At 67.5% G+C, this 20,641-nt stretch carries 18 protein-coding genes; 3 read left to right on the top strand and 15 right to left on the bottom strand.

Features of this window, described 5'->3' with window-relative positions:
* Positions 1-19: 19 nt before the first annotated feature.
* Positions 20-382 carry a DUF1801 domain-containing protein gene (locus D5041_RS09045; protein WP_265284481.1) on the top strand — a complete coding sequence of 121 codons (363 nt, stop codon included), beginning with the start codon at positions 20-22 and terminating at the stop codon, positions 380-382.
* Positions 383-431: 49 nt separating this feature from the next.
* On the opposite strand, the gene D5041_RS09040 is transcribed toward D5041_RS09045, so the two are convergent.
* The 14 genes from D5041_RS09040 to D5041_RS08975 all read right to left on the bottom strand — a co-directional run bounded on the left by D5041_RS09040 (position 432) and on the right by D5041_RS08975 (position 16,583).
* Positions 432-857 carry a VOC family protein gene (locus D5041_RS09040; protein WP_265284479.1) on the bottom strand — a complete coding sequence of 142 codons (426 nt, stop codon included), beginning with the start codon at positions 855-857 and terminating at the stop codon, positions 432-434.
* Between the two features lie 144 nt (positions 858-1,001).
* On the bottom strand, positions 1,002-1,745 hold the full coding sequence (locus D5041_RS09035; RefSeq protein WP_265284478.1) for a class I SAM-dependent methyltransferase: 744 nt from the start codon (positions 1,743-1,745) through the stop codon (positions 1,002-1,004).
* Between the two features lie 121 nt (positions 1,746-1,866).
* Complete coding sequence (locus D5041_RS09030) at positions 1,867-2,604, bottom strand: lysophospholipid acyltransferase family protein (RefSeq protein WP_029554284.1); 738 nt, start codon at positions 2,602-2,604, stop codon at positions 1,867-1,869.
* Between the two features lie 69 nt (positions 2,605-2,673).
* Positions 2,674-3,981 (bottom strand): dihydroorotase, encoded by a 1,308-nt coding sequence (locus tag D5041_RS09025; protein WP_265284476.1) that lies wholly within the window; start codon positions 3,979-3,981, stop codon positions 2,674-2,676.
* 148 nt (positions 3,982-4,129) lie between these two features.
* Positions 4,130-5,092 (bottom strand): aspartate carbamoyltransferase catalytic subunit, encoded by a 963-nt coding sequence (locus D5041_RS09020; protein WP_265284475.1) that lies wholly within the window; start codon positions 5,090-5,092, stop codon positions 4,130-4,132.
* Between the two features lie 2 nt (positions 5,093-5,094).
* Positions 5,095-5,607 (bottom strand): bifunctional pyr operon transcriptional regulator/uracil phosphoribosyltransferase PyrR, encoded by a 513-nt coding sequence (gene pyrR, locus D5041_RS09015; protein ID WP_010103973.1) that lies wholly within the window; start codon positions 5,605-5,607, stop codon positions 5,095-5,097.
* A complete protein-coding gene (gene ruvX / locus D5041_RS09010; protein ID WP_010103974.1) occupies positions 5,604-6,014 on the bottom strand; it encodes a Holliday junction resolvase RuvX in 411 nt (136 codons plus the stop codon). Before ruvX ends, pyrR begins: the two co-directional genes overlap by 4 nt.
* Entirely contained in the window at positions 6,011-6,613 is a 603-nt protein-coding gene (locus D5041_RS09005) for a YqgE/AlgH family protein (protein ID WP_010103976.1), read from the bottom strand. The genes ruvX and D5041_RS09005 overlap by 4 nt, the downstream gene beginning before the upstream one ends.
* An 83-nt stretch (positions 6,614-6,696) precedes the next feature.
* Positions 6,697-12,720, bottom strand: coding sequence for a hybrid sensor histidine kinase/response regulator (locus tag D5041_RS09000; protein WP_265284473.1), 6,024 nt, complete (start codon positions 12,718-12,720; stop codon positions 6,697-6,699).
* A 48-nt stretch (positions 12,721-12,768) separates the two neighbouring features.
* Entirely contained in the window at positions 12,769-15,021 is a 2,253-nt protein-coding gene (locus D5041_RS08995; protein ID WP_265284471.1) for a methyl-accepting chemotaxis protein, read from the bottom strand.
* Positions 15,022-15,044: 23 nt separating this feature from the next.
* Positions 15,045-15,572: a chemotaxis protein CheW gene (locus D5041_RS08990; RefSeq protein ID WP_010107874.1), complete on the bottom strand. Its 528-nt coding sequence runs from the start codon at positions 15,570-15,572 to the stop codon at positions 15,045-15,047.
* A 14-nt stretch (positions 15,573-15,586) separates the two neighbouring features.
* On the bottom strand, positions 15,587-15,952 hold the full coding sequence (locus tag D5041_RS08985) for a response regulator (RefSeq protein WP_010107876.1): 366 nt from the start codon (positions 15,950-15,952) through the stop codon (positions 15,587-15,589).
* An 11-nt stretch (positions 15,953-15,963) separates the two neighbouring features.
* Complete coding sequence (locus D5041_RS08980; RefSeq protein WP_029554591.1) at positions 15,964-16,359, bottom strand: response regulator; 396 nt, start codon at positions 16,357-16,359, stop codon at positions 15,964-15,966.
* A 50-nt stretch (positions 16,360-16,409) separates the two neighbouring features.
* A complete protein-coding gene (locus D5041_RS08975) occupies positions 16,410-16,583 on the bottom strand; it encodes a rubredoxin (RefSeq protein ID WP_321162188.1) in 174 nt (57 codons plus the stop codon).
* 109 nt (positions 16,584-16,692) lie between these two features.
* On the opposite strand from D5041_RS08975, the gene thiD reads away from it, so the two are divergent.
* Both thiD and hemL read left to right on the top strand, forming a co-directional pair.
* Positions 16,693-17,643: a bifunctional hydroxymethylpyrimidine kinase/phosphomethylpyrimidine kinase gene (thiD, locus tag D5041_RS08970; protein ID WP_029554592.1), complete on the top strand. Its 951-nt coding sequence runs from the start codon at positions 16,693-16,695 to the stop codon at positions 17,641-17,643.
* Positions 17,627-18,940 carry a glutamate-1-semialdehyde 2,1-aminomutase gene (gene hemL, locus D5041_RS08965; RefSeq protein WP_265284470.1) on the top strand — a complete coding sequence of 438 codons (1,314 nt, stop codon included), beginning with the start codon at positions 17,627-17,629 and terminating at the stop codon, positions 18,938-18,940. The genes thiD and hemL overlap by 17 nt, the downstream gene beginning before the upstream one ends.
* Before the next feature lie 74 nt (positions 18,941-19,014).
* On the opposite strand, the gene purH is transcribed toward hemL, so the two are convergent.
* On the bottom strand, positions 19,015-20,598 hold the full coding sequence (purH, locus tag D5041_RS08960) for a bifunctional phosphoribosylaminoimidazolecarboxamide formyltransferase/IMP cyclohydrolase (protein ID WP_265257589.1): 1,584 nt from the start codon (positions 20,596-20,598) through the stop codon (positions 19,015-19,017).
* Positions 20,599-20,641: the final 43 nt, after the last annotated feature.

Below are 20,641 nucleotides of genomic sequence, written 5' to 3'. Positions count from 1 at the left end.
AACAGCAAGGAGCAAACAGATGGCAGCCAGCAAGTCAAAGGTCGATGACTTCTTCAATGACCTCGGTCTGACCGCCCCCGAGAAGCATCAGGTCGCGGTCGCCCTGCGCAAGGAAATCAAGCGACAGGCCAAGGCGGCGGAAGAACGAATGATGTACGGCGGCGTGCTGTACTACCTCGAAGAATCCTTCTGCGGAATCTTCTCGTACAAGACGCACGTCACCCTCGAGTTCAGCGAAGGTTACCGGTTCGATGACAAGGCCGGCGTGCTCGAAGGCGCCGGGAAGTACCGGCGTCATATCAAGTTCAAGCAGGTGCCCGACATCCGCGACAAGCACGCGGCGGCCTACATCGAGCAGGCCATCAAACTGGTGAATAGCTGAGGCGCCGCAAGACCATGGATCTCGACACGGCGCAGATTCGGCGAAAGCGTCAGCGCGCCACGGGCTGGGCGAAGCCGAGCACGTAGCCGTTGAGGTCCTTCACGTAGATTTCCTTCATGCCGTAGAAGGTGTCGTGCAGGTCGCGCACGACCTCGCAATGCTTCTTCAGGCGGGTTGCCAGCGTCGCCAGATCGTCGACCTCGAAATAGAGCACGGCACTGCTGCGGATGTCGGCGGCGTCCGCGAACGCCGGGACGTTCTCGCGCAGGCTCTTTTGCTCCTGCAGCATCAGCTCGATGTCGCCGTTCTTGATCAGCGCATAGACCAGATCCTTGTTGCAGTCGTACTGGAAGAGGACTTCCTCGGACCCCATCGGGACGCTCATCACATGCTGGAACCCCAGTACATCGGCGTAGAAGTCGATGGCCTTGTTGACATCCGCAACCATCATGTTGCTCCACAGTTTCTTCAGCATGAATCGTTCCTCTTCTTGAACATTGATGAAAATGCGCCGGGGGGGGGCCGAAGGGTCAGTCACCGGACCTGCCGCATGCGAATCGCGCCGTAGATTGTTGCACGCTCGGCCTCGCCCATCTGCATCTGCGTGGGCCTTTCCTGCTCAGCGCTTCGCGAAGAAGGAGTGGATGTCGAAGTTCACCTTCACGCTGGGCGCGGTCTCGATCTCGGCGACCTTGCGCAGCAGCTCGTCGGCGTATTCGGCGTCGCCGGCCTGGTCCATGTACTTCGTGACGTAGCTCGTGGACAGGAAGAACGTGGCGACCTCGCGCGGCGTCAGCTCGATGATGTTCGACAGCACGACGCGCTCAGCCTCGCGGAAGACCTTGCTGGCCTTGATGCGCTCCAGGGTGTCGTCGTAGCGCGTGAGGCGCGCGTCGCGGTAGGCGGCCCACTTGAGGGAGAGTTCGCGCGCGCAGAAGTCGCGCAGCGGGCCGTAGGCGATGGGGAAGTCGTACTTGTAGGCGCAGAACACGCCGCCGGGCTTGAGCAGCGTTTCCATCTTGCGCAGCACGGCGTCGCGGTCCATCCAGTAGAAGGATGTGGCGCTCGTCACCGCATCGAACTGGCGCGTGGACGTGTAGTCCTCGGCCGGGGAGACGCCGAAGGTGATGCCGGGATAGGTCTGGCGCGCCTTGTCGATTAGCGAAGCGCCGAGGTCGGAACCCTCGACGTAGTCGAACAGCGGCCGCAGGCGATAGGTGGAGACCCCGTTGCCGCAGCCGATGTCGAGCGCGGCCTCGCGGCCGGGGGCGCGGCGGACGAGGGTCTCATAGACGATGTCGGGGTAAGCGACCTTGCCTCGAACGGCATGGTAGGCGTCGGCGTGCTTGTCGAATTGCTTCATGTCAGAGTTCCAGGAGTGATTGGCTGTACTCGCCCTTGTGGACGAAATGGATGAGGACGCATGGCGCGCTGCAGCGGATCGCGATCGCCAGCGCGCCGGATTCAGAGCGGCGAAGGGCGCCTCAGCCGCGGCGCAGTTGATCGACGGCGGCGTGCAACTGCCTGGCCCAGGCGTGCCGGTCGCGCGCGCCCGCGTGCTCGGGCTGGCCGTAGCGCACAACGGCTTCGATGGGCGGCGCGCACAGCGTGCGCCAGATCGATCCCACCAGGGTTTCGTCGCCGATGTAGCTGGGCGCAAAGCTCTCGGCTCCCGTGTTCCGGTCGGCAAAGCGCAGGCCCACGGGCTGGACCGGGGCCTGGGCCGTGACCGCGGCCTGCAGCAGATTCGCGTGGAACGGCAGCAGTTCGCGCCCGTCGCCGGTGGTGCCTTCGGGGAACACGGCCAGCACCTCGTGCCGCGTCAGCGCCTCGTGCATGCTGTGCACCATGCGCAGCGCGTCGCGGCGCGCGCGGCGCTCGATGTACAGGGTGCCGGCCGCGGTGGCCAGCGCGCCGATCAGCGGCCAGCCCCGGACGTTGGATTTGGCGACGAAGCGGCAGTGGCGCGCCGCGTGCATCACCGGGATGTCGAGCCACGAGAGGTGGTTCGCCACGAGCAGCACCGGCCCGCTGACCGGGGGCTGCCCCTCGATGCGCAGGCGCACTCCCGCGTGCGCGAGCAGTTCCATGGCCCAGCGCTGCACCTGCGCATTGCGCTGCTCGGGCGCCAGCGCGGGAAAACGCAGCGTCACGATGCACAGCCCCTTGAGCACGTGACCGAACAGGCGCAGCACCCGCCAACAGGCGCGCGGATGCTTCATGGACCAGGCCAGCGCCGTTGCCGGATATCCCGGCACCGCGCGTTCCTCGGAGTCTGCGCGCGCCATGGATCAAGCGCGCTCGGAGGTGGCGTCAAAGACCACCTGCCCGCCGACCAGCGTCATGCGCACGCGCCCGGGCAGCGCGCAGCCGGAGAACGGGGTGTGCTTGCCCTGGCTGCGCAGGGCGTCGTCGCGCACCGTCCAGACGGCCTCTGGATCGAGGATGCACAGATCGCCCGCCGCGCCTTCCGCGATCCGTCCCACGCTGCTCTGCAACGCGCCCAGTGCGCTGCCGAGCACGCGCGCGGGGCCGGAGGTCACGGCGGCCAACGCGCGCGGCAGCGGCACGGCGCTGTCCTGCGACCACTTGAGGACCAGGCTTGCCAGCAGTTCCAGCCCGGTGGCTCCCGGCTCGGCCTCGGCGAAGGGCAGGGCCTTGGCGTCTTCGGCGACCGGGGTGTGGTCGGACACCAGCGCGTCGATGCTGCCGTCGGCCAGCGCCGCGGCGAGCGCGTCGCGGTCGCACTGCTGGCGCAGCGGGGGCGACAGGCGGGCGCGGCTGTCGAAAAAGCCGATGGCCGCGTCGGTCAGGTGCAGTGAGTTGATGCTCACGTCGGCCGTGACCGCAAGGCCCCGGTCCTTGGCGCGGCGCAGCAGTTCCACGCCGGCGGCGCTGCTGATGCGGCACAGGTGCACGCGCGCGCCGCTGCCCGCGAGCAGTTCGAAGATGGTGTGCAGCGCGATCGTCTCGGCCGCCACGGGAACGCCCGACAGACCCAGGCGCGTGGCCAGCGGGCCGCTGGCGGCAACGCCCTGGCCCAGGTGCAGGTCCTGCGGGCGCAGCCACAGGGTGTAGCCAAAGCTCGCTGCGTATTGCAGCGCGCGCTGCAACACCAGGGTGCTGGCGAGCGGCCGCTCGGCCTGGCCAAAGCCCACGCAGCCCGATTCGGTGAGCGCGACCATCTCGGTGAGCGCCCCACCCGCGAGCTTGCGCGTGAGCGCGCCCAGGGGGAACAGGCGCGCCTGGTGCAGCCTCTGGGCGCGGAACCTGAGCATCTCGACCAGGCCCGGCTCGTCGAGCACGGGGTCGGTGTCGGGCGGGCAGACCAGGCTGGTCACGCCCCCCGCGACGGCGGCGGCCATCTCGGACGCGAGCATTCCCGCATGCTCGTGCCCGGGTTCGCGCAGGCGCGCGGCCAAGTCCACGAGACCGGGCAGCACGATGCAGCCCGCCGCGTCGATCACCCGCTGGGCGGCAAAGTCCGGCGCAACGCGGTTCAGCCCCGCGATGCGGCCGGCAGCCAGGGCAATGTCACAGCACTGATCGAATCCCGAGTAGGGGTCGATCACCCGGCCGTTGCGGATCAGCAGCTTCATGATTCCCGAATCCCCCAATGCCGCTCAGGCGCCGCCCCATGCAACGCGCGCCGCCCCAGCCGGGGACAGCGCGGAGCCGGCCCTGCCGGGTCGCCGGGGCTTGCCCCCTCGCAGGCAGGCCCGGGGGAGGTCCATTGCATCCAGTGCATCATGCGTCGTTGCCGGCGACGATGGACATCACGGCCATGCGCACCGCGATGCCGAAGCCGACCTGCGGCAGGATCACGCTCTGCCGGCCATCGACCACGGCCGAGTCGATCTCGACTCCGCGGTTGATCGGGCCGGGGTGCATCACGATGGCGTCGGGCCTGGCCCGTTGCAGCTTTTCGGGCGTCAGGCCGAAGCATTTGAAATACTCTTGGCTCGAGGGCAGTAGCGCGCCGCTCATGCGCTCGTTTTGCAGGCGCAGCATGATGACCACGTCGGCGTCCGCGAGGCCCTCTTGCAGCGTGTGGCACACGCGCACGCCCATCTGCGCCAGGTCGCACGGCACCAGGGTGCGCGGGCCGACCACGCGCACCTCGGCGCAGCCCAGCGTCATCAGGCCGTGGATGTCGGAGCGCGCCACGCGCGAGTGCAGCACGTCGCCGACGATGGCCACGACGAGGCGGCTGAAATCCTGCTTGTAGTGCCGGATGGTGTACATGTCCAGCAGCCCCTGCGTGGGGTGCGCGTGGCGCCCGTCTCCGGCGTTGATGACGTGCACGTGCGGCGCGACGTGCCGGGCGATCAGGTGCGGCGCGCCTGACTCGCCGTGGCGCACGACGAACAGGTCGGCGGCCATGGCCGACAGGTTGGCGATGGTGTCGAGCAGCGATTCGCCCTTGCTCGCGGAACTGCGCGCGATGTCCAGGTTGAGCACGTCGGCCGACAGGCGCTTGGCCGCGATCTCGAAGGTCGTGCGCGTGCGCGTGCTGTTCTCGAAGAACAGGTTGAACACGCTCTTGCCGCGCAGCAGCGGCAGTTTCTTGACTTCGCGGTCGTTCACGCTCGCGAAGTTGGCTGCGGTGTCGAGGATCTGCGTGACGATGGCGCGCGGCAGGCCTTCGACGGACAGCAGGTGGATGAGTTCGCCGTTGCCGTTGAGTTGGGGGTTGCGCGCGTGCGGCATGCTCAGACGCCCTCGATCTGCAAGCGCAAGACACCGCCGGCGCGCGCCAGGGCCAGCGACTGCGTTGCGGGCAGCGCCAGGCGCGCGGCGGCAAAGTCGGCCTGCACCGGCAGTTCGCGGCCGCCGCGATCGACCAGCACGGCCAGTTGCACGCGCGCGGGACGCCCGTAGTCGAACAACTCGTTGAGCACGGCGCGCAGGGTGCGGCCGGTGTAGAGCACGTCGTCGAGCAGCAGCACGTCCGCCCCGTTCACGTCGAACGGCAGCCAGGTTTGCGCCGCGGCCGACAGGCCGCGCCGGGAATGGTCGTCGCGGTGCAGCACCGAGGACAGCACGCCGGGGGCGTCCGCGAGGCGCAGGTCCTTTTGCAGGCGCTCGGCCAGCCAGGCACCGCCCGAGGCAATTCCCGCGAGCCGCGTGGCGCCGCAGCACAGGCCGCGCACGCCGCGCAGGAGCTCGCGGTACAGTTCCTCGGCGTCGGGAACCGGGGGCGTGGCAGCGCCGGGGGCGCTCATGCCAGACCCCGCAAAAACTGCTCCAGGATGATGCAGGCGGACGCGGCGTCGGCGTCCCGGGCGCCGCCGGCGAGCGCCTCGGTGGTGCTGTAGCGCTCGTCCACCTCGAACACCTGCAGGCCAAAGCGCCCGCGCAGGCGGCGGCCGAATCGGAGCGCGCGCCCGGTGTTCTCGTGGCTCGCGCCGTCGGGGTGGTAGGGCACGCCGATCACCAGCGCGTCGGGTTGCCAGTGCGCGATGCGCTGCGCCAAGTGCACGAAGCGGGCGTCGCCCCGAGCGGCGATGGTGGGCTGCGGCGTGGCGCTGCGCAGCAGGCGATTTCCCGTGGCCACGCCGGTGCGCACGAGGCCGAAGTCAAGCGCAAGAAAGGTCTGGAAATGCGCGGGGACAGCACACGGGCCGGTCATGCATGCCCCGCCTCGGGCGACAGCATCCAGGTCTGCACGCCAAGCAGCGCCAGGGCCCGGTCGTAGCGCTCGGGAGAGGGGGTCTCGAAAATCACCGACAAATCGGCCGCCACCGTGAGCCAGGCGTTTGCCGCGAGTTCCGACTCCAGCTGCCCCCCGCCCCAGGACGAGTACCCGAGCGTGATCAGCACCCGGCGCGGGCCGGCACCGGTGGACAGGGCTTCGAGCACGTCCTTGGAGGTGGTCATCTCCAGCGCGCCGGCAATCGCCATGGTGCAGGCGTAGACCGGGCCGTCGGTGCCCGCACGGTCCATGAGCAGGGGTTCGTGCAGCACGAAACCGCGCTCGGTCTGCACCGGACCGCCCTGAAACACGGGCTCGCGGCCCAGGTCTTCGCGCCGCAGCGACAGATCGACGCGGTCGAAGAGCCCCTTGAGGGTGATGTCGGTGGGTTTGTTGATGATCAGCCCGAGCGCACCCCGCTCGCTGTGCTCGCACAGGTAGACGACACTGCGCGCGAAGGACTCGTCTTCCAGACCGGGCATCGCGATCAGGAAATGGTGCGTCAGGTTGGTGGTGGGCGCGCTGGCGGAGGACATGCGCTGATTCTAGCGGCGAACTTCGCGCCGGCGGCTCCTGTCCGGTCCGCGACACGCAGCCGGTTTTTTGCCGACTTTGCCGGCTAGACCTCGGCCAGAGCCGCGTTGCGGACGTAGTGCTGGATCAGGTTCAGCAATTCCTCGTCCGAGTAGGGCTTGCCCAGGTAGTGGTTCACACCCAGCTCGATCGCATGCTCGCGGTGTTTCTCGGCGATGCGCGAGGTGATCATGATGATCGGCAGGTCGCGCAGCGCGCCGTCCGCCCGGATGTTGCGCGCCAGGTCAAAGCCGTCCATGCGCGGCATTTCGATGTCCGAGAGCACGACGGTCGGCCGCTCCTCCTGCAGGCGTTCCAACGCCTGCAAGCCGTCGGCGGCGAGCGCCACCCGGTAGCCCTCGCGCTGCAGCAGGCGCTGCGTGACGCGGCGCACGGTGATCGAATCGTCGACCACCAGCACCAGGGGAACCTGGCTCGGGCCGGCGAGCGGCGACGCAACAACCGGTTTGCCGGCAGCGGCGGCGGCTGCGCTCTGGTCCTGGGGCGCGGACGGCAGGCCGGCGCTGGCCGCGCGCACCTGCTCCCCGTACACCGTGGCCAGGGCCACGGGGTTGTAGATCAGCACCACCGCGCCCGAGGCCAGCACCGACATGCCCGCCAGGCCGGGCAGGCGCGACAGCTGGGGCCCGAGGTTCTTCACCACGACTTCCTGGTTGCCCAGGACTTCGTCCACGTGCATGGCGATGCGCTGCGCTGCGCTGCGCAGGATCACGACCGGGCGGTTCCTGCCTGCGGGCTCGCTGCTGCGCGCCGAGGCCTGCAGCAAGGCGCCGGACCAGAAGAACGGCAGCTTTTCCGCGCCGTCGTCAAAGCTGCCGCTGCGGTAGGCCTCGGCCAGGTCGGCGATCGAGGTGCGGCGCACGGTCTCGGCCACGTTCGCGGGAACGCCGATGACCAGCTCACCGGTGCGCAGCATCACCACCTGCGTCACCGCCGTGGTCAACGGCAGAACCATGCGGAACGCGGTCCCCTTGCCGGCTTCGGTCGAGGTTTCGATGCGCCCGCCCAGCGCGTTGATCTCGGTGCGCACCACGTCCATGCCGATGCCCCGCCCGGCCAGGCCGGTGACTTCGGACGCGGTGGAGAAACCGGGCATGAAGATCAGCTGCGCCGCGTCGGCGTCGCCGAACTGCGCATCCGCGGCGACGAGGCCCTGCGCCACGGCCTTTGCGCGGATGCGCGGCAGGTCCAGGCCGGCGCCGTCGTCGCGGAACTCGACGGATACGTCGTTGCCCTCGTGGCGCAAATTCACCGTGATCGTTCCGGACGCGGGCTTGCCCACGGCGGCCCGCTGCTGCGGGCCTTCGATTCCATGCGCCACGCAGTTGCGCAGCAAGTGCTCGAACGCCGGGGTCATGCGGTCGAGCACGCCGCGGTCCATTTCGATGGAACCGCCGACGATGTCCAGCTTGATCTGCTTGCCGGTCTCCTTGGATGCCTGGCGCACGACGGCGTACAGCCGCTCGGCAATGCCTTCGAATTCCACCATGCGCGTGCGCAGCAGATCGCGCTGCAGTTCGCGCGCCTGACGGCCCTGGGCGATCAGGTCGTCCTCGGCGCTTTCCATGGCCCGCTGCAGATTGCGCTGCACGGTGGCCACGTCGTTCACGGACTCGGCCATCATGCGGGTGAGTTCCTGCACGCGCGTGAAGCGGTCGAACTCCAGCGGGTCGAAGCCGGCCGCGCTGTCCTTGGACAGCGCCAGGCGCGACTGCATTTGCGACTCGGCCTGCACTTCGATGTCGCGCAGCTGCTGGCGCAGACGGTCCAGGTTGCTCGAAAGATCCGTCAACGAACTGCGAAACTGTCCCAGATGCACGTCCAGCCGCGAGCGGCTGATCATGACTTCGCCCGCCTGGTTCACCAGCCGGTCGAGCAACTGCGCGCGCACCCGCACCGACTGGCTGGCAACGACACGCTGCGGCGCCAGCGGGACCCGCTGGACAAAAACCGGTGGCAGGCGCGGCGGCGCGAAAGCGACTGCGGCCGTATCCACCGGCGCGCTCACCGGTGCTGCGGTCTCGGCCGCTTCGCGGCGCGGCTGCAGCGCCTCCACGGGCAGAGACACCACCGTATCCGCGGGGCTCTGACCGATCGCGCGCAGCGCCTCGAAATTTGCCAGCAGGCCGTCGAAGCTCGCTTGCAGGGGTTCGATCTGCTCCGTGTCCACCGCCTCGGTGTCGAGTTGCTCGATCGCGGATTCCAGCCGGTGCGCCATCTCCCCCAGGCGCATGGCGCCGGCCAAGCGCGCGCTGCCCTTGAGGGTGTGCAGCGCGCGCAGCACCTCGTTGCGCGCACCGAGGTTGTCCGGCCGCGAGGCCCACTGGCGCAAGGCCCCCCCGAGCTGCGGCAAGAGTTCTGCCGCCTCTTCCTCGAAGATCGTGAACAGGTCGGGGTCGATGACGTCGATCGCATCGATGTCGTTGTCCGCGTCCGTTCCCATTGCAATGGCGTGCGCAATCGCGTCGTCGATATGCTGCTCGGGGTCGTCGTGCAGCGCCGGGGCGACCGGGTCCGCAGCGACCGGGGGCGGCGCGATGGCAGGCGCCAGCGGGGTCGGGGTTGGGGTCACCGTAATCACCGTCGTCACGACCGGAGCCGCCGGGGCTATTGGAGCCGTCGGAGTCACCGAGACCACCCAAACCACCGGAGCCGGTGGCGGCGCCTCGGGAATAGCCTGCTGCACCGGCGCCGGCTGCGCCGGGAATTCGTCCAAATCATCCTCCGGCAGGGACCCGCTATTGAGCGTCTCGGTTTGCAGGATCCGGCGCAACTGCTCGAGCACTTCCTGGTTCGGCTCCTTGAGGAAGCCTGCCGCGAACTGGTGCAGCAGCCGACGGATATCCTCCGCCGCGGCCACGAAGGCCTGCGCCTGCCCCGTGGTGCCGCCGCCGGACTGGAGTTGCACATGCTGGAGTGTGTGTTCGAGCACCCTGGCCATTTCCGACAGGGCATTGAACCCCACGGTGGCGGAACTGCCCGCGAGCGAGTGCGCGAGCGCCACCGCGGTATCCGGAACGGGCTCGTACAGCTCGTGCGACCATTCCTGGAGGCAGGTCAGCAGACGGCGCGACCACTCGTCGGCTTCGTTCAGATAGACGCTGTAGAGCGGTATGCCGATGCGCAGGCTGCCGATCACCTTCACGGCCTCGTCGCTGGCGCCGTCTTGCGGCGGCGGGGCCGGCGCAGGATCGGCGGCGGCGGGCGGCGGCGTTGCAGGCAAACCCGCGACCACCGGGGAATCGGCGACCGGCGGCACCTGATCGCGCAGGTCCAGCTCGAAGACAAAATCCTTACCCGGCGCAGGCGGCCCGGCAGGCGGTGCAGGGGGTGCCTCGTCCAATGCTGCGGCGAAGATCGAGAAATCGATCTCCTCGGCCATTTCCGTGGTGTCGGCAGCGTCAAGCGCCGGTTCGGGAACGGCGTCCAGGGTCTCGGGCGTCTTGGGCTGCGGCACACCGGGGAGCGGCGCGCCGACCGGCTCTGGCTTCGGCTCCGGCGCCACGGCGGCGGGCGCGCGTGCTGCGGCAGTTGCCGCAATGGGCAGCAGGCTGCCATCGAGGCGCATCGCGTCCGCCGATTTGCGGAAGTCCTCGGGGTCCCAGTCCGGCGCGCGGTGCGCGGCAATGTCATCGACCCAGCGGCCGAAGGCGTTCAGGGCCTGCGAGGACAATTCCAGCAATTCGGGGCGCACGGGCTTTTGTTCGGCCAGCCAGACGTTGAGGACCTGCTCCATCGACCACGCGGCCTCGCCGAAGTCCTTCAGGCCCACCATGCGGGAGCTGCCCTTGAGCGTATGGAACGCCCGGCGCAGCGTCGTCTGCTCGCTGAGATCCCCCGGTTCGCCCCGCAACTCGGCGACGGCGGCCAAGCCATTGAGCACCACTTCGCGCGCCTCTTCGAGGAATATGTCCAGCAGTTCGTCGTCCACACCCGGTGCGGGCGCGGGCGCCTTGGCGGCGGGCGCTGTGGTGGTCACAGGCGGGGCTGCGGGCAAGTGCACGGGCGCAGGCGTGGGCGCTGCGGGCACGGGCACGGGCGCAGGCGGCACGGGCGCGGCCGGCGCGGTGGCGGTGAACACGAACACGTTCGCGGGCACGGTCGGCACGAACGCCGCCTTGGCGGGCGCCGGCGCGTCCGGGAAGATGCCGGGGGCCGGGGTTGCCGGCACGGCGGGCGCGGGTGCGGGCGGACTTGGCAGCGTATCGGGCTGCGGCATCGCAGCGCGTTCCTCCGGCGTGTCGGACGTCCCTTCGTCCGGGTCGGACGCGCGCGAGCGCGACTGGCCCATGAGGATGCGCAACTCGCCCAGGTCCTCGTCGTACACGAAGAGCTTGCGCGCCATGGCACGCTGGTAGCCCAGCATGTCGATCAGGAATCCCAGGGCGCCGAGGCTGTTCGCAAACTTCCCGAAAACGCCCTGCATGTCCTCCTCGGGCAGGGGTTCGACGAGCAGGCGCTCGACCGTCTCGCTCATGCGCGCCATGGCGCGTGCGGCCTCGTCCAGCCCGATGACCGAGAGCACGCCGCGCATCTGCGAGAGATGCCCGGGAACGGTGGCCAGGACCACCGTGTCCCCGGGGTTGCGGAAGAACTGATCCAGCGCCTTCTCCGTCTCGCCCAGGGTGGCGCGCAACTCGTCGACGATGCTGCCCATGGTCTGGTTGCCGCTGACCCTGCGGTACAGGTCTTCCATCCACTGCTCGAGCGGCCCGGGGTCCGCGCCGGAGCTGCTCGCGTCCAGACGCTGCGCCAGGCGGGTCGCCCGGGCCTCCATCTGCTCCTGCGTGGCGTCCAGTTCCTCGAACGCCGCCTGCAGGTACAGCACGGAGGTCGCCACCTCCATCGCCAAGACGGCCGAAGGGGGCTCTGCCGATTCGGCGATGGAGTTCACCGCACGCGTGAGCGCCTGCGCCAAGTCCTCACTGCCAGGGTGCAGCTTGCGCAGCAAATCGCACACCAGACTGAACTGGTCTGCCACCGGCTTGCGTTTGTTCAGATCGCCACCGGCGAGCGCAGACCAGGTCTCTGCGGCCGACGCGATGCGCTTGCGCGCCTGGACCAGCACGGCAGGGTCGAAGCGCCCGAAGCGGACGCTCTCGTAGTCCACGGGCGCAAAGCGCTCCAATGAGAACGCCCGGCGCACGGCCCGCAACCAGGGCACGGCGTCGGCCGGCAGATCGGCGGTCCGGGCCTGCGCGCAGAAGAACAGCAGGTCCTGAATCAGGCGGTTGGTGATCTCCGGATTCCCCTTGGCGAGGGTGGCGTACTGCATCAGCACGCGCGAGGCGACGCGCTTGACGTAGATGTCCTGCGCCAGCAATCCGGAGCCAAAGGCATCGAAGAAGCCCGCGCAGATTCTCCAAAAAGCGCGCACCTGGCGATCCGTCTGCGCCGCAGCAAAGCCCAGGCAGATATCGCGCAGGCCCAGCGCCGCCGTCGAATCCCCCGACTTGACGGTGCGCAGCACCATGGAATCGAGCTGCGCACGCGCCTGCGGACCATAGACCAGCGGGGGCAGGGGAAGCGCACCCTCGGGCTCGCGAAAGCGCCGCTCGACCGGCCACAGGTCCGCAGGATGGACGTGCTCCACCTCGGCCAGCGCCTGGACCTCCCGGTACTGCGGGAATAGCGCCACCGGCGACGCCTCCTTGCCCGCGAGAACGGTCTCCAGATACTCGACGAGCGCAAAACTCGCGCGCTCGACCGTCGCTGCGGCGTCGTCCCTGCAGGTCTCGGGGCGCCGGACAAACTTCTGCACGGCAGATTCCATGGCCTGCAAGAGCAGGGCAGGAGCGGCCATGCCGACCATTTCCAAGACGCCGAAGCCCTGGTGCAGTTGCTGACGCGCGGTGCGCAAGGGACCAACGTCCAGCGCCTCAAGATCGGATTCCTGCGCGATTTCGGCGGTGCGCACGAAGCGCCGCACGGCGTGGACCGCGCTGTGCAGCGACTTGCGCAATTCGTCAAGCACCCAGGCCAGCGGGCCCAGGTCCAGATCTCCCTGGGCCCCATCCGTGGCGGGTGCATGGCTGTCGATGAATGACATGGATTCGTTCCCGGCTGCTGAGAACCAAGCTGCTTGATGACTACTGCGTCAGGCGATTTTGAAACGCGCCACCGATTGGCGCAGTTCCTCGGCCATGTGCGAGAGTTCGCGCACCTGCTGCGCGGTGCTGCGGGTGCCTTCACCCGTTTGCTCGGTGACCGCAAAAATGTGCTGGATGTTACCCGCGACCTCGTTGGCCAGGACGGCTTCGCGGGAGGTAGCCGAAGAAATCTGTTCGATCAGCTGCGCAAGACGGCGCGACACGCGGTCGATCTCGGTCAGCGCAGTGCCCGCGCTGTCGGACAGACGGGCCCCTTCGACCACACCCTGCGTGGAACGCTCCATGGCGGCCACGGCGTCCTGGGTATCGGTCTGAATCGCCTTCACCAGCGCCGAAATCTGGCGCGTTGCATCGGCCGAGCGTTCTGCCAGCCGCTGCACTTCCTCCGCCACCACCGAGAAGCCGCGCCCGGCTTCGCCGGCGGACGCGGCCTGGATCGCGGCGTTGAGCGCGAGCACGTTCGTCTGCTCGGTAATGTCGGAAATCAGCTCCGTGATTTCGCCAATCTCCTGCGACGATTCGCCCAGGCGCTTGATGCGCTTGGAGGTGTCCTGGATCTGGTCGCGGATCGAGTTCATGCCGCCGATGGCGTTCTGCACGGCGTGCAGACCCGAGTCCGCCGCCTGCAGCGACTGGCGGGCGACGGTGGCCGACTCCTGCGCCTGCGTCGAGACCTCGTTGATGCGCGTCGCCATGTCCAGGACGGAGCGGCCGGTTTCACCAATTTCGTGCAGTTGCTCGGTGGACGCGGCCAGCAGCTCGGTCGACGTGTTGTCCACCAGCGCCGTGGTTTGCGCCACCCGGGTCGCCGTGCTCTGCACGCTGCCCACGAGTTGGCGCAGCTCTTCCACCGTGTAGTTCACCGAGTCGGCAATGGCGCCGGTGATGTCTTCGGTCACCGTGGCCTCCTGCGTCAGGTCGCCTTCGGCAACCACCTGCAGCTCGTTCATCAAACGCAAAATGGCGGCCTGGTTGGCGTCGTTGATGCGCTTGGCCTCCTGCTCCTGGCGCCGCGCGTCCTGCTCCTGGCGCCGCGCGTCCTTTTGCTGGACTTCGGCAACCGCCTGGCGTGCCCGGCTGTCGAGCAACTGGACGCGCGCAATCCCGATACCGCAAAGCAGCGCGACCAGCGCTGCGAGCGCGAGCGCCACGAGTTCGGCAACGCCCAAACCGGCTTGCGCGGACAGCTTGTCCTGCAGGGTTTCGAGCCCGCGGCGCAGGGGCTCGCTCTCGACGTTGATCGCCGTCTGCGCCTCGCGCGCGGACACCAGCCCCTGGAGGTTGCTCAGAACGGGGCCTGCCTCGGAACGTATCTGTTCGTAGAACTTGAGCAGCGCCTGCAACTGCTCGCGCGTCTGCTCGTCGCGGGTGGCCATCAGATGCAGTTCGGGGCTGCCATCGAGCAGACCCTGGATGATTTCCCGGAACGTGTTCAGGTCCTTGCCCAGCAGGAACACGGCCTCGGTACCCACGCCTTCCACGTTGTTCAATTCATTCGCCGACTTGCCGATGCGCTGGGTCAGCATCACCATCTGACCCACGGCAGAGATTTCACCGGCGGGCGCGTTCTGCTGCAGTTTCAGCGACGAGACCGTTTCCGCGATTTCGAGCAGGTCGGACGACTGGCGGTTGATGCTGCGCAGCGCATCGCTGACCTGCACCAGAACTTTCTGCTGGCCCAGCACGACGCCGGCGTTGCGCTCGGCCCGCTCCACGAGCGGATTCACCGTGCCCAGTTCCGGCTTGAACGGATCGCCCAGGGACTGCACGCCCAATTTCTCATCGCCCGCGCCAAGAGCGCGCACATTGCGCGCCAGCACGCCCGCGCTGTCCTGCACATCGGTGAAGGCCTGCGGGCTGCCCTGCATCGCCAGAGACGCCGATTTGGCCAGACGCTGCGACTGCATCAGCGACTGCCCGGTCGCCGTCAGTTGCTGGGCGACGCGGTCGGTCTGCCGCAGCACCCAGCCGGAAATCAACACCAGCGCCACCACCGCCAGCGTCAGCAGCGCCAGCAAGCGGCGCTGGTGCGCGGTGACGGTCGAGCGCCCGAACAGGGGCAGGGAGACGAGATCCACCTGCGGCGCGGCCGCTTCCGGGGGACGCGAATCCGCGCCGTCCTGCGCACTGCGCATGGCCCCGGGGGGATGTGGCTTGTGCCCAATTCCGGTATCCGCGGCGCCAGTGTCCGGCAAGGCGGGTTTCTGATTGAACAGTTTTCCAAATTTGACGACGGACATGGTGCGGCCTTACAGAGAAATACTCAAGCACTGATATTCAGGAAAACGGGGTGTTGGGCCAGAATCTGCAAATTCAGCTCCTGCCAGCGGGCGCCGTTGGAATCGATATAGGTGTTGCCAAAGAACGCGGGCGAATTTTCTGCGGGGGGTTCGGATGAAACGAAGGCATCGGTTCCGCGCAAACCCGTCAGGCGATCCACCAATAACGCCGCGTTCACCTCCAGCGCGGCGTTGAAGGACAGCAGACTGGCATCCGCCAGCGACTGCTCGGTGCGGTGCGGCGCAAAACCCATCAGACCCGCAAGATCCACGATGCCGACCAGACCGCCACGCAAATTGGCAACGCCGAGAAACCAGCGCTGGGTATAGGGAACGGCCTGGATCGAAACCCAAGGGAAAATTTCCCCCGAATGTCCCAGCGGCAGCAAATAGAAATTCCCGGCGGACTCCACGGCCAGCCAGGATGAAACGGACGCACCCGCGCCCCTTGCCGCCTGCAGGCGCTCGGCAAGCCGGGCTTGGAACTCTCGCAGGACTTCGCGGTTGGCCATGAGCGCGCTGCAATTCAGTTCAGAGAGTCGATCTTGGCCTGCAATTCGGCGGGATCCACCGGCTTGGTGATATAGCCGCGCGCGCCCTGCCGCATGCCCCAGACACGATCCGTTTCCTGGTTCTTGCTCGTGCACATGATAATGGGTACGTCGGCGTACAACGGATCGCGGGAAATGGCCCGCGTGAGCTGAAAACCGTTTTGTCCGGGCATTACCACGTCCATCAGGATCAGATCGGGCTTGTCTTCGGCAAGCCGGCGAAAAGCCTCTTCGGCATTTTCCGCAGTGCGTACCAACATGCCTTTTTTCTGCAGGATGTCCGTCAGGAACATTAATTCCGTCTTTGAATCGTCGACGATCAGTATTTTATGGATAGGCATTGAATTGCTCCTTATTGGGAATTTCCGAATTGCTGAACTGCTTGCAACAGCTGGTCTTTGGTAAATGGCTTGGTGAGATACTCCTGGCAGCCGACCATGCGCCCGCGCGCCTTGTCGAACACCCCGTCCTTGGACGAAAGCATCACCACCGGTGTATGCGAGAAACGGGCATTGCGCTTGATGATGGCGCAGGTCTGATAGCCGTCGAGCTTGGGCATGAGGATGTCGCAGAATATCAGCTGGGGCTGGTAATCGTTGACCTTGGCCAAGGCGTCGAAACCGTCAGCGGCGAGCAGGACTTCGTGCCCTCCCTGCTTGAGGAAAATCTCGGCACTTCGGCGGATGGTATTGCTGTCGTCCACCACAAGTACCTTGAACACATTGGAAGATGCGTTTGTTGTAGTCAATTGTTACCACTCCCTCGTGGAAAATAAACAACACGATAAGGAACCGCTCTTCAAATCTGAATCATCTCGAAATCTTCCTTGCGGGCACCGCATTCCGGGCAGGTCCAATTCATCGAAACCTGCTCCCATGGCGTGTTCGGTGCCAGGCCATGCCCAGGCGAACCGGCTGCCTCATCATAAATCCAACCACAAATCAAGCACATCCAGGTTTTAGGGGCGATCACAGCTTGAAGGGCCTTCACATAGAATCTGCGGATTAACGATTGTATTCAGTTATCTCCGCAGCCAGCAACTTCCGCAACCCCTTCGAACCCTCAGCACAGGACCCGGTCCATGGCCACCCAAGCCCCCTCCCCTCCTTCTGGAATCATAGTCCCTGAAGATGGCGCCGCGCAGGAAACGAGTCCGGCTTGTGTGCTCACGTTCAACGCCAGCGACCCCAGCGGCGCGGGGGGGCTGACCGCGGACATCACGGCCATTGCATCGGTCGGCGGGCACCCGATGGCGGTGGTCACCGGCGCCTATGAGCGCGACACCACCGGGATTTTCGATCACTTCAGCTTCGACGACGAGGCGGTGACGGACCAGGCGCAGGCCGTTCTCGAAGACCTTCCCGTGCAGGCCATCAAGATCGGCTTCGTGGGCAGCCCGGAGAACATCAGCGCCATCGCCAGGATCACGACCGACTACGACGAGGTCCCGGTGATTGCCTACATGCCCAACCTGTCCTGGTGGCACGATGAGTTGATCGACGCGTACATGGATGCCTTTGAGAATTTATTACTGCCGCAAACCTCGGTGTTGGTTGGGAACCACAGCACCCTGTGGCGCTGGCTGCTGCCGGACTGGACCGGCAGCAGCAGCCCCTGCGCGCGCGACATCGCCCGGGCCGCATCCGCACTGGGCGTGCCCTACACGCTGGTCACCGGCATTCCCCTGCCCGAGCAGTTCGTCGAAAACGTGCTCGCATCGCCCCACGAGGTGCTGGGCAGCGGCAAGTACGAGCTCTTCGACGCCACCTTCTGCGGCGCGGGCGACACGCTGTCGGCCGCGCTCACGGCCCTGGTGGCCAGCGGCAACGGCCTGGGCGAAGCCACCGGCGAAGCGCTGAGCTACCTCGACCGCTGCCTGAGCGCCGGTTTCCGCCCCGGAATGGGGCATATCGTTCCGGACCGCATGTTCTGGGCCCAGTCTGACGACGGCGACGAGGAGGAAGCCGCTACCATCGACGAAGCGCAGACCATCGAAGGCTTCGTGATGCCCCCCCATGACACCAAACACTGATCTGAACATTGCGCTGTTCGAGCGCGCCCAAGCGCTCATTCCCGGTGGCGTGAACTCACCGGTCCGGGCCTTCCGGGCCGTGGGCGGGACGCCGCGCTTCATCCGGCGCGCGCAGGGCGCCTGGCTCTGGGACGCCAACGGCCAGCGCTTCATCGACTACATCGGCTCCTGGGGGCCGATGATCCTGGGGCACGCGCACCCGGCCGTGCTCGAGGCCGTGCACCAGGCCGCGCGCGATGGCCTGAGCTTTGGCGCCCCCACCGAACGCGAGTTGGAACTCGCCGAGGAAATCCTCGGCCTGCTGCCGTCGATGGAGATGATCCGCCTCGTGAGCTCGGGAACCGAGGCCGCAATGAGCGCCATCCGCCTGGCGCGCGGCGCCACGGGACGCAGCAAATTCATCAAGTTCGAAGGCTGCTACCACGGCCACGCCGACGCGCTGCTGGTCCGGGCCGGATCGGGCCTGGCGACCTTGGGCACCGCCACCAGCGCCGGCGTTCCACCCGAAGTGCTGCAACACACCCTGGTTCTGGAATACAACGCCATCGAGCAGCTTGAGCAGGCCTTCGCCCTGCACGGCAGCGAGCTGGCCTGCCTGGTGATCGAGCCGATCGCCGGCAATATGAACCTGGTGCGTGCCAGCGTGCCCTTCATGCGCCGCTGCCGCGAGCTGTGCACGCAGCATGGCGCACTGCTCGTTTTCGACGAGGTGATGACCGGTTTTCGCGTGGCCCTGGGCGGCGCGCAGAGCCTGTACGCCCGGGAGATCCCGGGCTTCAAACCGGATCTGACGGTGCTGGGCAAGGTGATCGGCGGCGGCATGCCCCTGGCGGCCTTCGGCGGCCCGCGCGCGATCATGGAGAACCTCGCTCCTTCGGGCGCGGTCTACCAGGCCGGGACCTTGTCGGGCAACCCGGTCGCCACGGCCTGCGGCCTGGCCACGCTGCGCCAGATCAAGGAACCCGGTTTCTTTGCCGCACTCGCGGCGCGCACCCGCGCGCTGGTCGAGGGCCTCGAGGGCGCCGCGGCGGCCGAGGGCGTGGCCCTGTGCGCGGACAGCGAGGGCGGCATGTTCGGCTTCTTCCTGCTGCCCGAACTGCCGCGCAACTACGCGCAGGTGCTCAGGAGCGACGGCGCGCGCTTCAACCGCTTGTTCCACGGCCTGCTCGCGCGCGGCGTCTGTATTGCACCGGCGCTGTACGAGGCCGGTTTCGTGAGCGCCGCGCACAGCGCGGAGGACATCGCACAGACCGTGGCTGCGGCGCACGAGGTGTTCCGGGAGCTATCCAGGCAGTAGCCGAGAAAGCAGGGCCAGCCCAGTGCCCGGCGCTGGATTGCACGCAAACCGGGGCTGCGGCGCAGCAGCCACCGTCAATGGCGAAAGTGGCGCACGCCCGTGAACACCATGGCCAGGCCGCGCTCGTTCGCCGCGTCGATCACCTCCTGGTCGCGCACCGAACCACCGGGCTGGATCACGCAGACCGCGCCCGCGTCGGCGAGCACGTCGAGGCCGTCGCGAAAAGGGAAGAAGGCGTCGCTCGCCACCACCGTTCCCTGCAGCGTCAGCCCGGCGTGCTGCGCCTTGACTCTGGCAATGCGTGCCGAATCCAGGCGGCTCATCTGGCCCGCGCCCACGCCCACGGTCATTGCGTCCTTGCAGAACACGATGGCGTTGCTCTTGACGTACTTCGCGACCTGCCAGGCGAACAGCAGGTCTTGCAGCGCTTCGGGGCCGGGCTGCTTGTGCGTCACGACCCTCAGGTCGCCGGGCAATAGCCGATGGTTGTCGGCCGTTTGCAGCAGCAGGCCGGAGCCGATGCGCTTGGCGTCGATCGCGTTGCACCCGGCTCCCGCGGCGGGCAGCACGATCCGCAGCAGGCGCAAATTCGCCTTGGAGCGCAAGACCTGGAGCGCTTCTTCGGTGAAATCAGGGGCCAGCAGCACTTCGACGAACTGCTGTCTCAGCTGCCGGGCGGCCGCGCCATCGACCCGGCAGTTGAACGCGATGATGCCGCCAAAGGCGCTGGTCGGGTCGGTCTGGAACGCCTTGCGATAGGCGCTCAGCGCGTCGCTCCCCAGCGCCACACCGCAGGGGTTGGCGTGCTTGACGATCACGCAGGCCGCAGCGTCAAAGCTCTTCGCGCATTCCCAGGCCGCATCGGCGTCGGCGAGGTTGTTGTACGACAGTTCCTTGCCCTGCAACTGCTCGGCCGTGACCAGCGCGCCGGGTGCGGGGTGCAGGTCGCTGTACAGCGCAGCCTGCTGGTGCGCGTTCTCGCCATAGCGCAGGTCCTGCAACTTGGTGAAGATGGCGTTGCTCTGGCCGGGGAACTGCACGCGGACCGGCACATGGCTGTCAAAGGGCTTGGCGGCGTCGAAGACCACCGCCGAGAGGTAGTCGCTGATCGCCGCGTCGTACTGCGCAATGCGGTTGAACGCCGCCACCGCCAGCGCAAAGCGCAGCCCGTCGCTCAAGCCGCCGCCGGCCTCGAGTTCCGCGAGCACGGCGGGGTACTGCGAGGAATCGGTGAGCACGCCCACGTCCCGCCAGTTCTTCGCCGCGCTGCGCACCATCGCCGGGCCGCCGATGTCGATGTTCTCGATGGCCTGCGCCAGCGTGCAGTCGGCCTGCGCCACGGTGGACTCGAAGGGGTAGAGGTTGACCACCAGCAGGTCGATGGTGGCGATGCCATGCTCCGCGAGCGCCGCCATATGCCCGGGCAATTCGCGCCGCGCCAGCAGGCCGGCGTGCACCCCGGGGTGCAGCGTCTTCACGCGGCCGTCGAGCATTTCGGGAAAGCGCGTGACTTCGGCCACCTCGGTCACGGGCAGGCCCTGGTCGGCGAGCAGCTTGGCGGTTCCGCCCGTGGACAGGAGCCTGATGCCCCGCGCGTGCAGGGCCCGCGCGAATTCGACGATGCCGGTTTTGTCCGAGACGGAAAGGAGTGCATTCATGGCGCGGTGCGAAAGGTTTGAAGGAAAACAGGCGCAGTCCCCA

The organism is Verminephrobacter aporrectodeae subsp. tuberculatae, assembly GCF_026127385.1.
Taxonomy (GTDB): Bacteria; Pseudomonadota; Gammaproteobacteria; order Burkholderiales; family Burkholderiaceae_C; genus Acidovorax; species Acidovorax aporrectodeae.
This window is presented reverse-complemented; position numbering and strand designations above follow the sequence as displayed.

Excerpts from the sequence above, each read along its gene's own strand:
- D5041_RS09045 (WP_265284481.1), top strand. The coding sequence starts at position 20 with ATGGCAGCCAGCAAGTCAAAGGTCGATGACTTCTTCAATGACCTCGGT.
- D5041_RS09040 (WP_265284479.1), bottom strand. The coding sequence starts at position 857 with ATGCTGAAGAAACTGTGGAGCAACATGATGGTTGCGGATGTCAACAAG.
- D5041_RS09035 (WP_265284478.1), bottom strand. The coding sequence starts at position 1,745 with ATGAAGCAATTCGACAAGCACGCCGACGCCTACCATGCCGTTCGAGGC.
- D5041_RS09030 (WP_029554284.1), bottom strand. The coding sequence starts at position 2,604 with ATGAAGCATCCGCGCGCCTGTTGGCGGGTGCTGCGCCTGTTCGGTCAC.
- D5041_RS09025 (WP_265284476.1), bottom strand. The coding sequence starts at position 3,981 with ATGAAGCTGCTGATCCGCAACGGCCGGGTGATCGACCCCTACTCGGGA.
- D5041_RS09020 (WP_265284475.1), bottom strand. The coding sequence starts at position 5,092 with ATGCCGCACGCGCGCAACCCCCAACTCAACGGCAACGGCGAACTCATC.
- pyrR (WP_010103973.1), bottom strand. The coding sequence starts at position 5,607 with ATGAGCGCCCCCGGCGCTGCCACGCCCCCGGTTCCCGACGCCGAGGAA.
- ruvX (WP_010103974.1), bottom strand. The coding sequence starts at position 6,014 with ATGACCGGCCCGTGTGCTGTCCCCGCGCATTTCCAGACCTTTCTTGCG.
- D5041_RS09005 (WP_010103976.1), bottom strand. The coding sequence starts at position 6,613 with ATGTCCTCCGCCAGCGCGCCCACCACCAACCTGACGCACCATTTCCTG.
- D5041_RS09000 (WP_265284473.1), bottom strand. The coding sequence starts at position 12,720 with ATGTCATTCATCGACAGCCATGCACCCGCCACGGATGGGGCCCAGGGA.
- D5041_RS08995 (WP_265284471.1), bottom strand. The coding sequence starts at position 15,021 with ATGTCCGTCGTCAAATTTGGAAAACTGTTCAATCAGAAACCCGCCTTG.
- D5041_RS08990 (WP_010107874.1), bottom strand. The coding sequence starts at position 15,572 with ATGGCCAACCGCGAAGTCCTGCGAGAGTTCCAAGCCCGGCTTGCCGAG.
- D5041_RS08985 (WP_010107876.1), bottom strand. The coding sequence starts at position 15,952 with ATGCCTATCCATAAAATACTGATCGTCGACGATTCAAAGACGGAATTA.
- thiD (WP_029554592.1), top strand. The coding sequence starts at position 16,693 with ATGGCCACCCAAGCCCCCTCCCCTCCTTCTGGAATCATAGTCCCTGAA.
- hemL (WP_265284470.1), top strand. The coding sequence starts at position 17,627 with ATGACACCAAACACTGATCTGAACATTGCGCTGTTCGAGCGCGCCCAA.
- purH (WP_265257589.1), bottom strand. The coding sequence starts at position 20,598 with ATGAATGCACTCCTTTCCGTCTCGGACAAAACCGGCATCGTCGAATTC.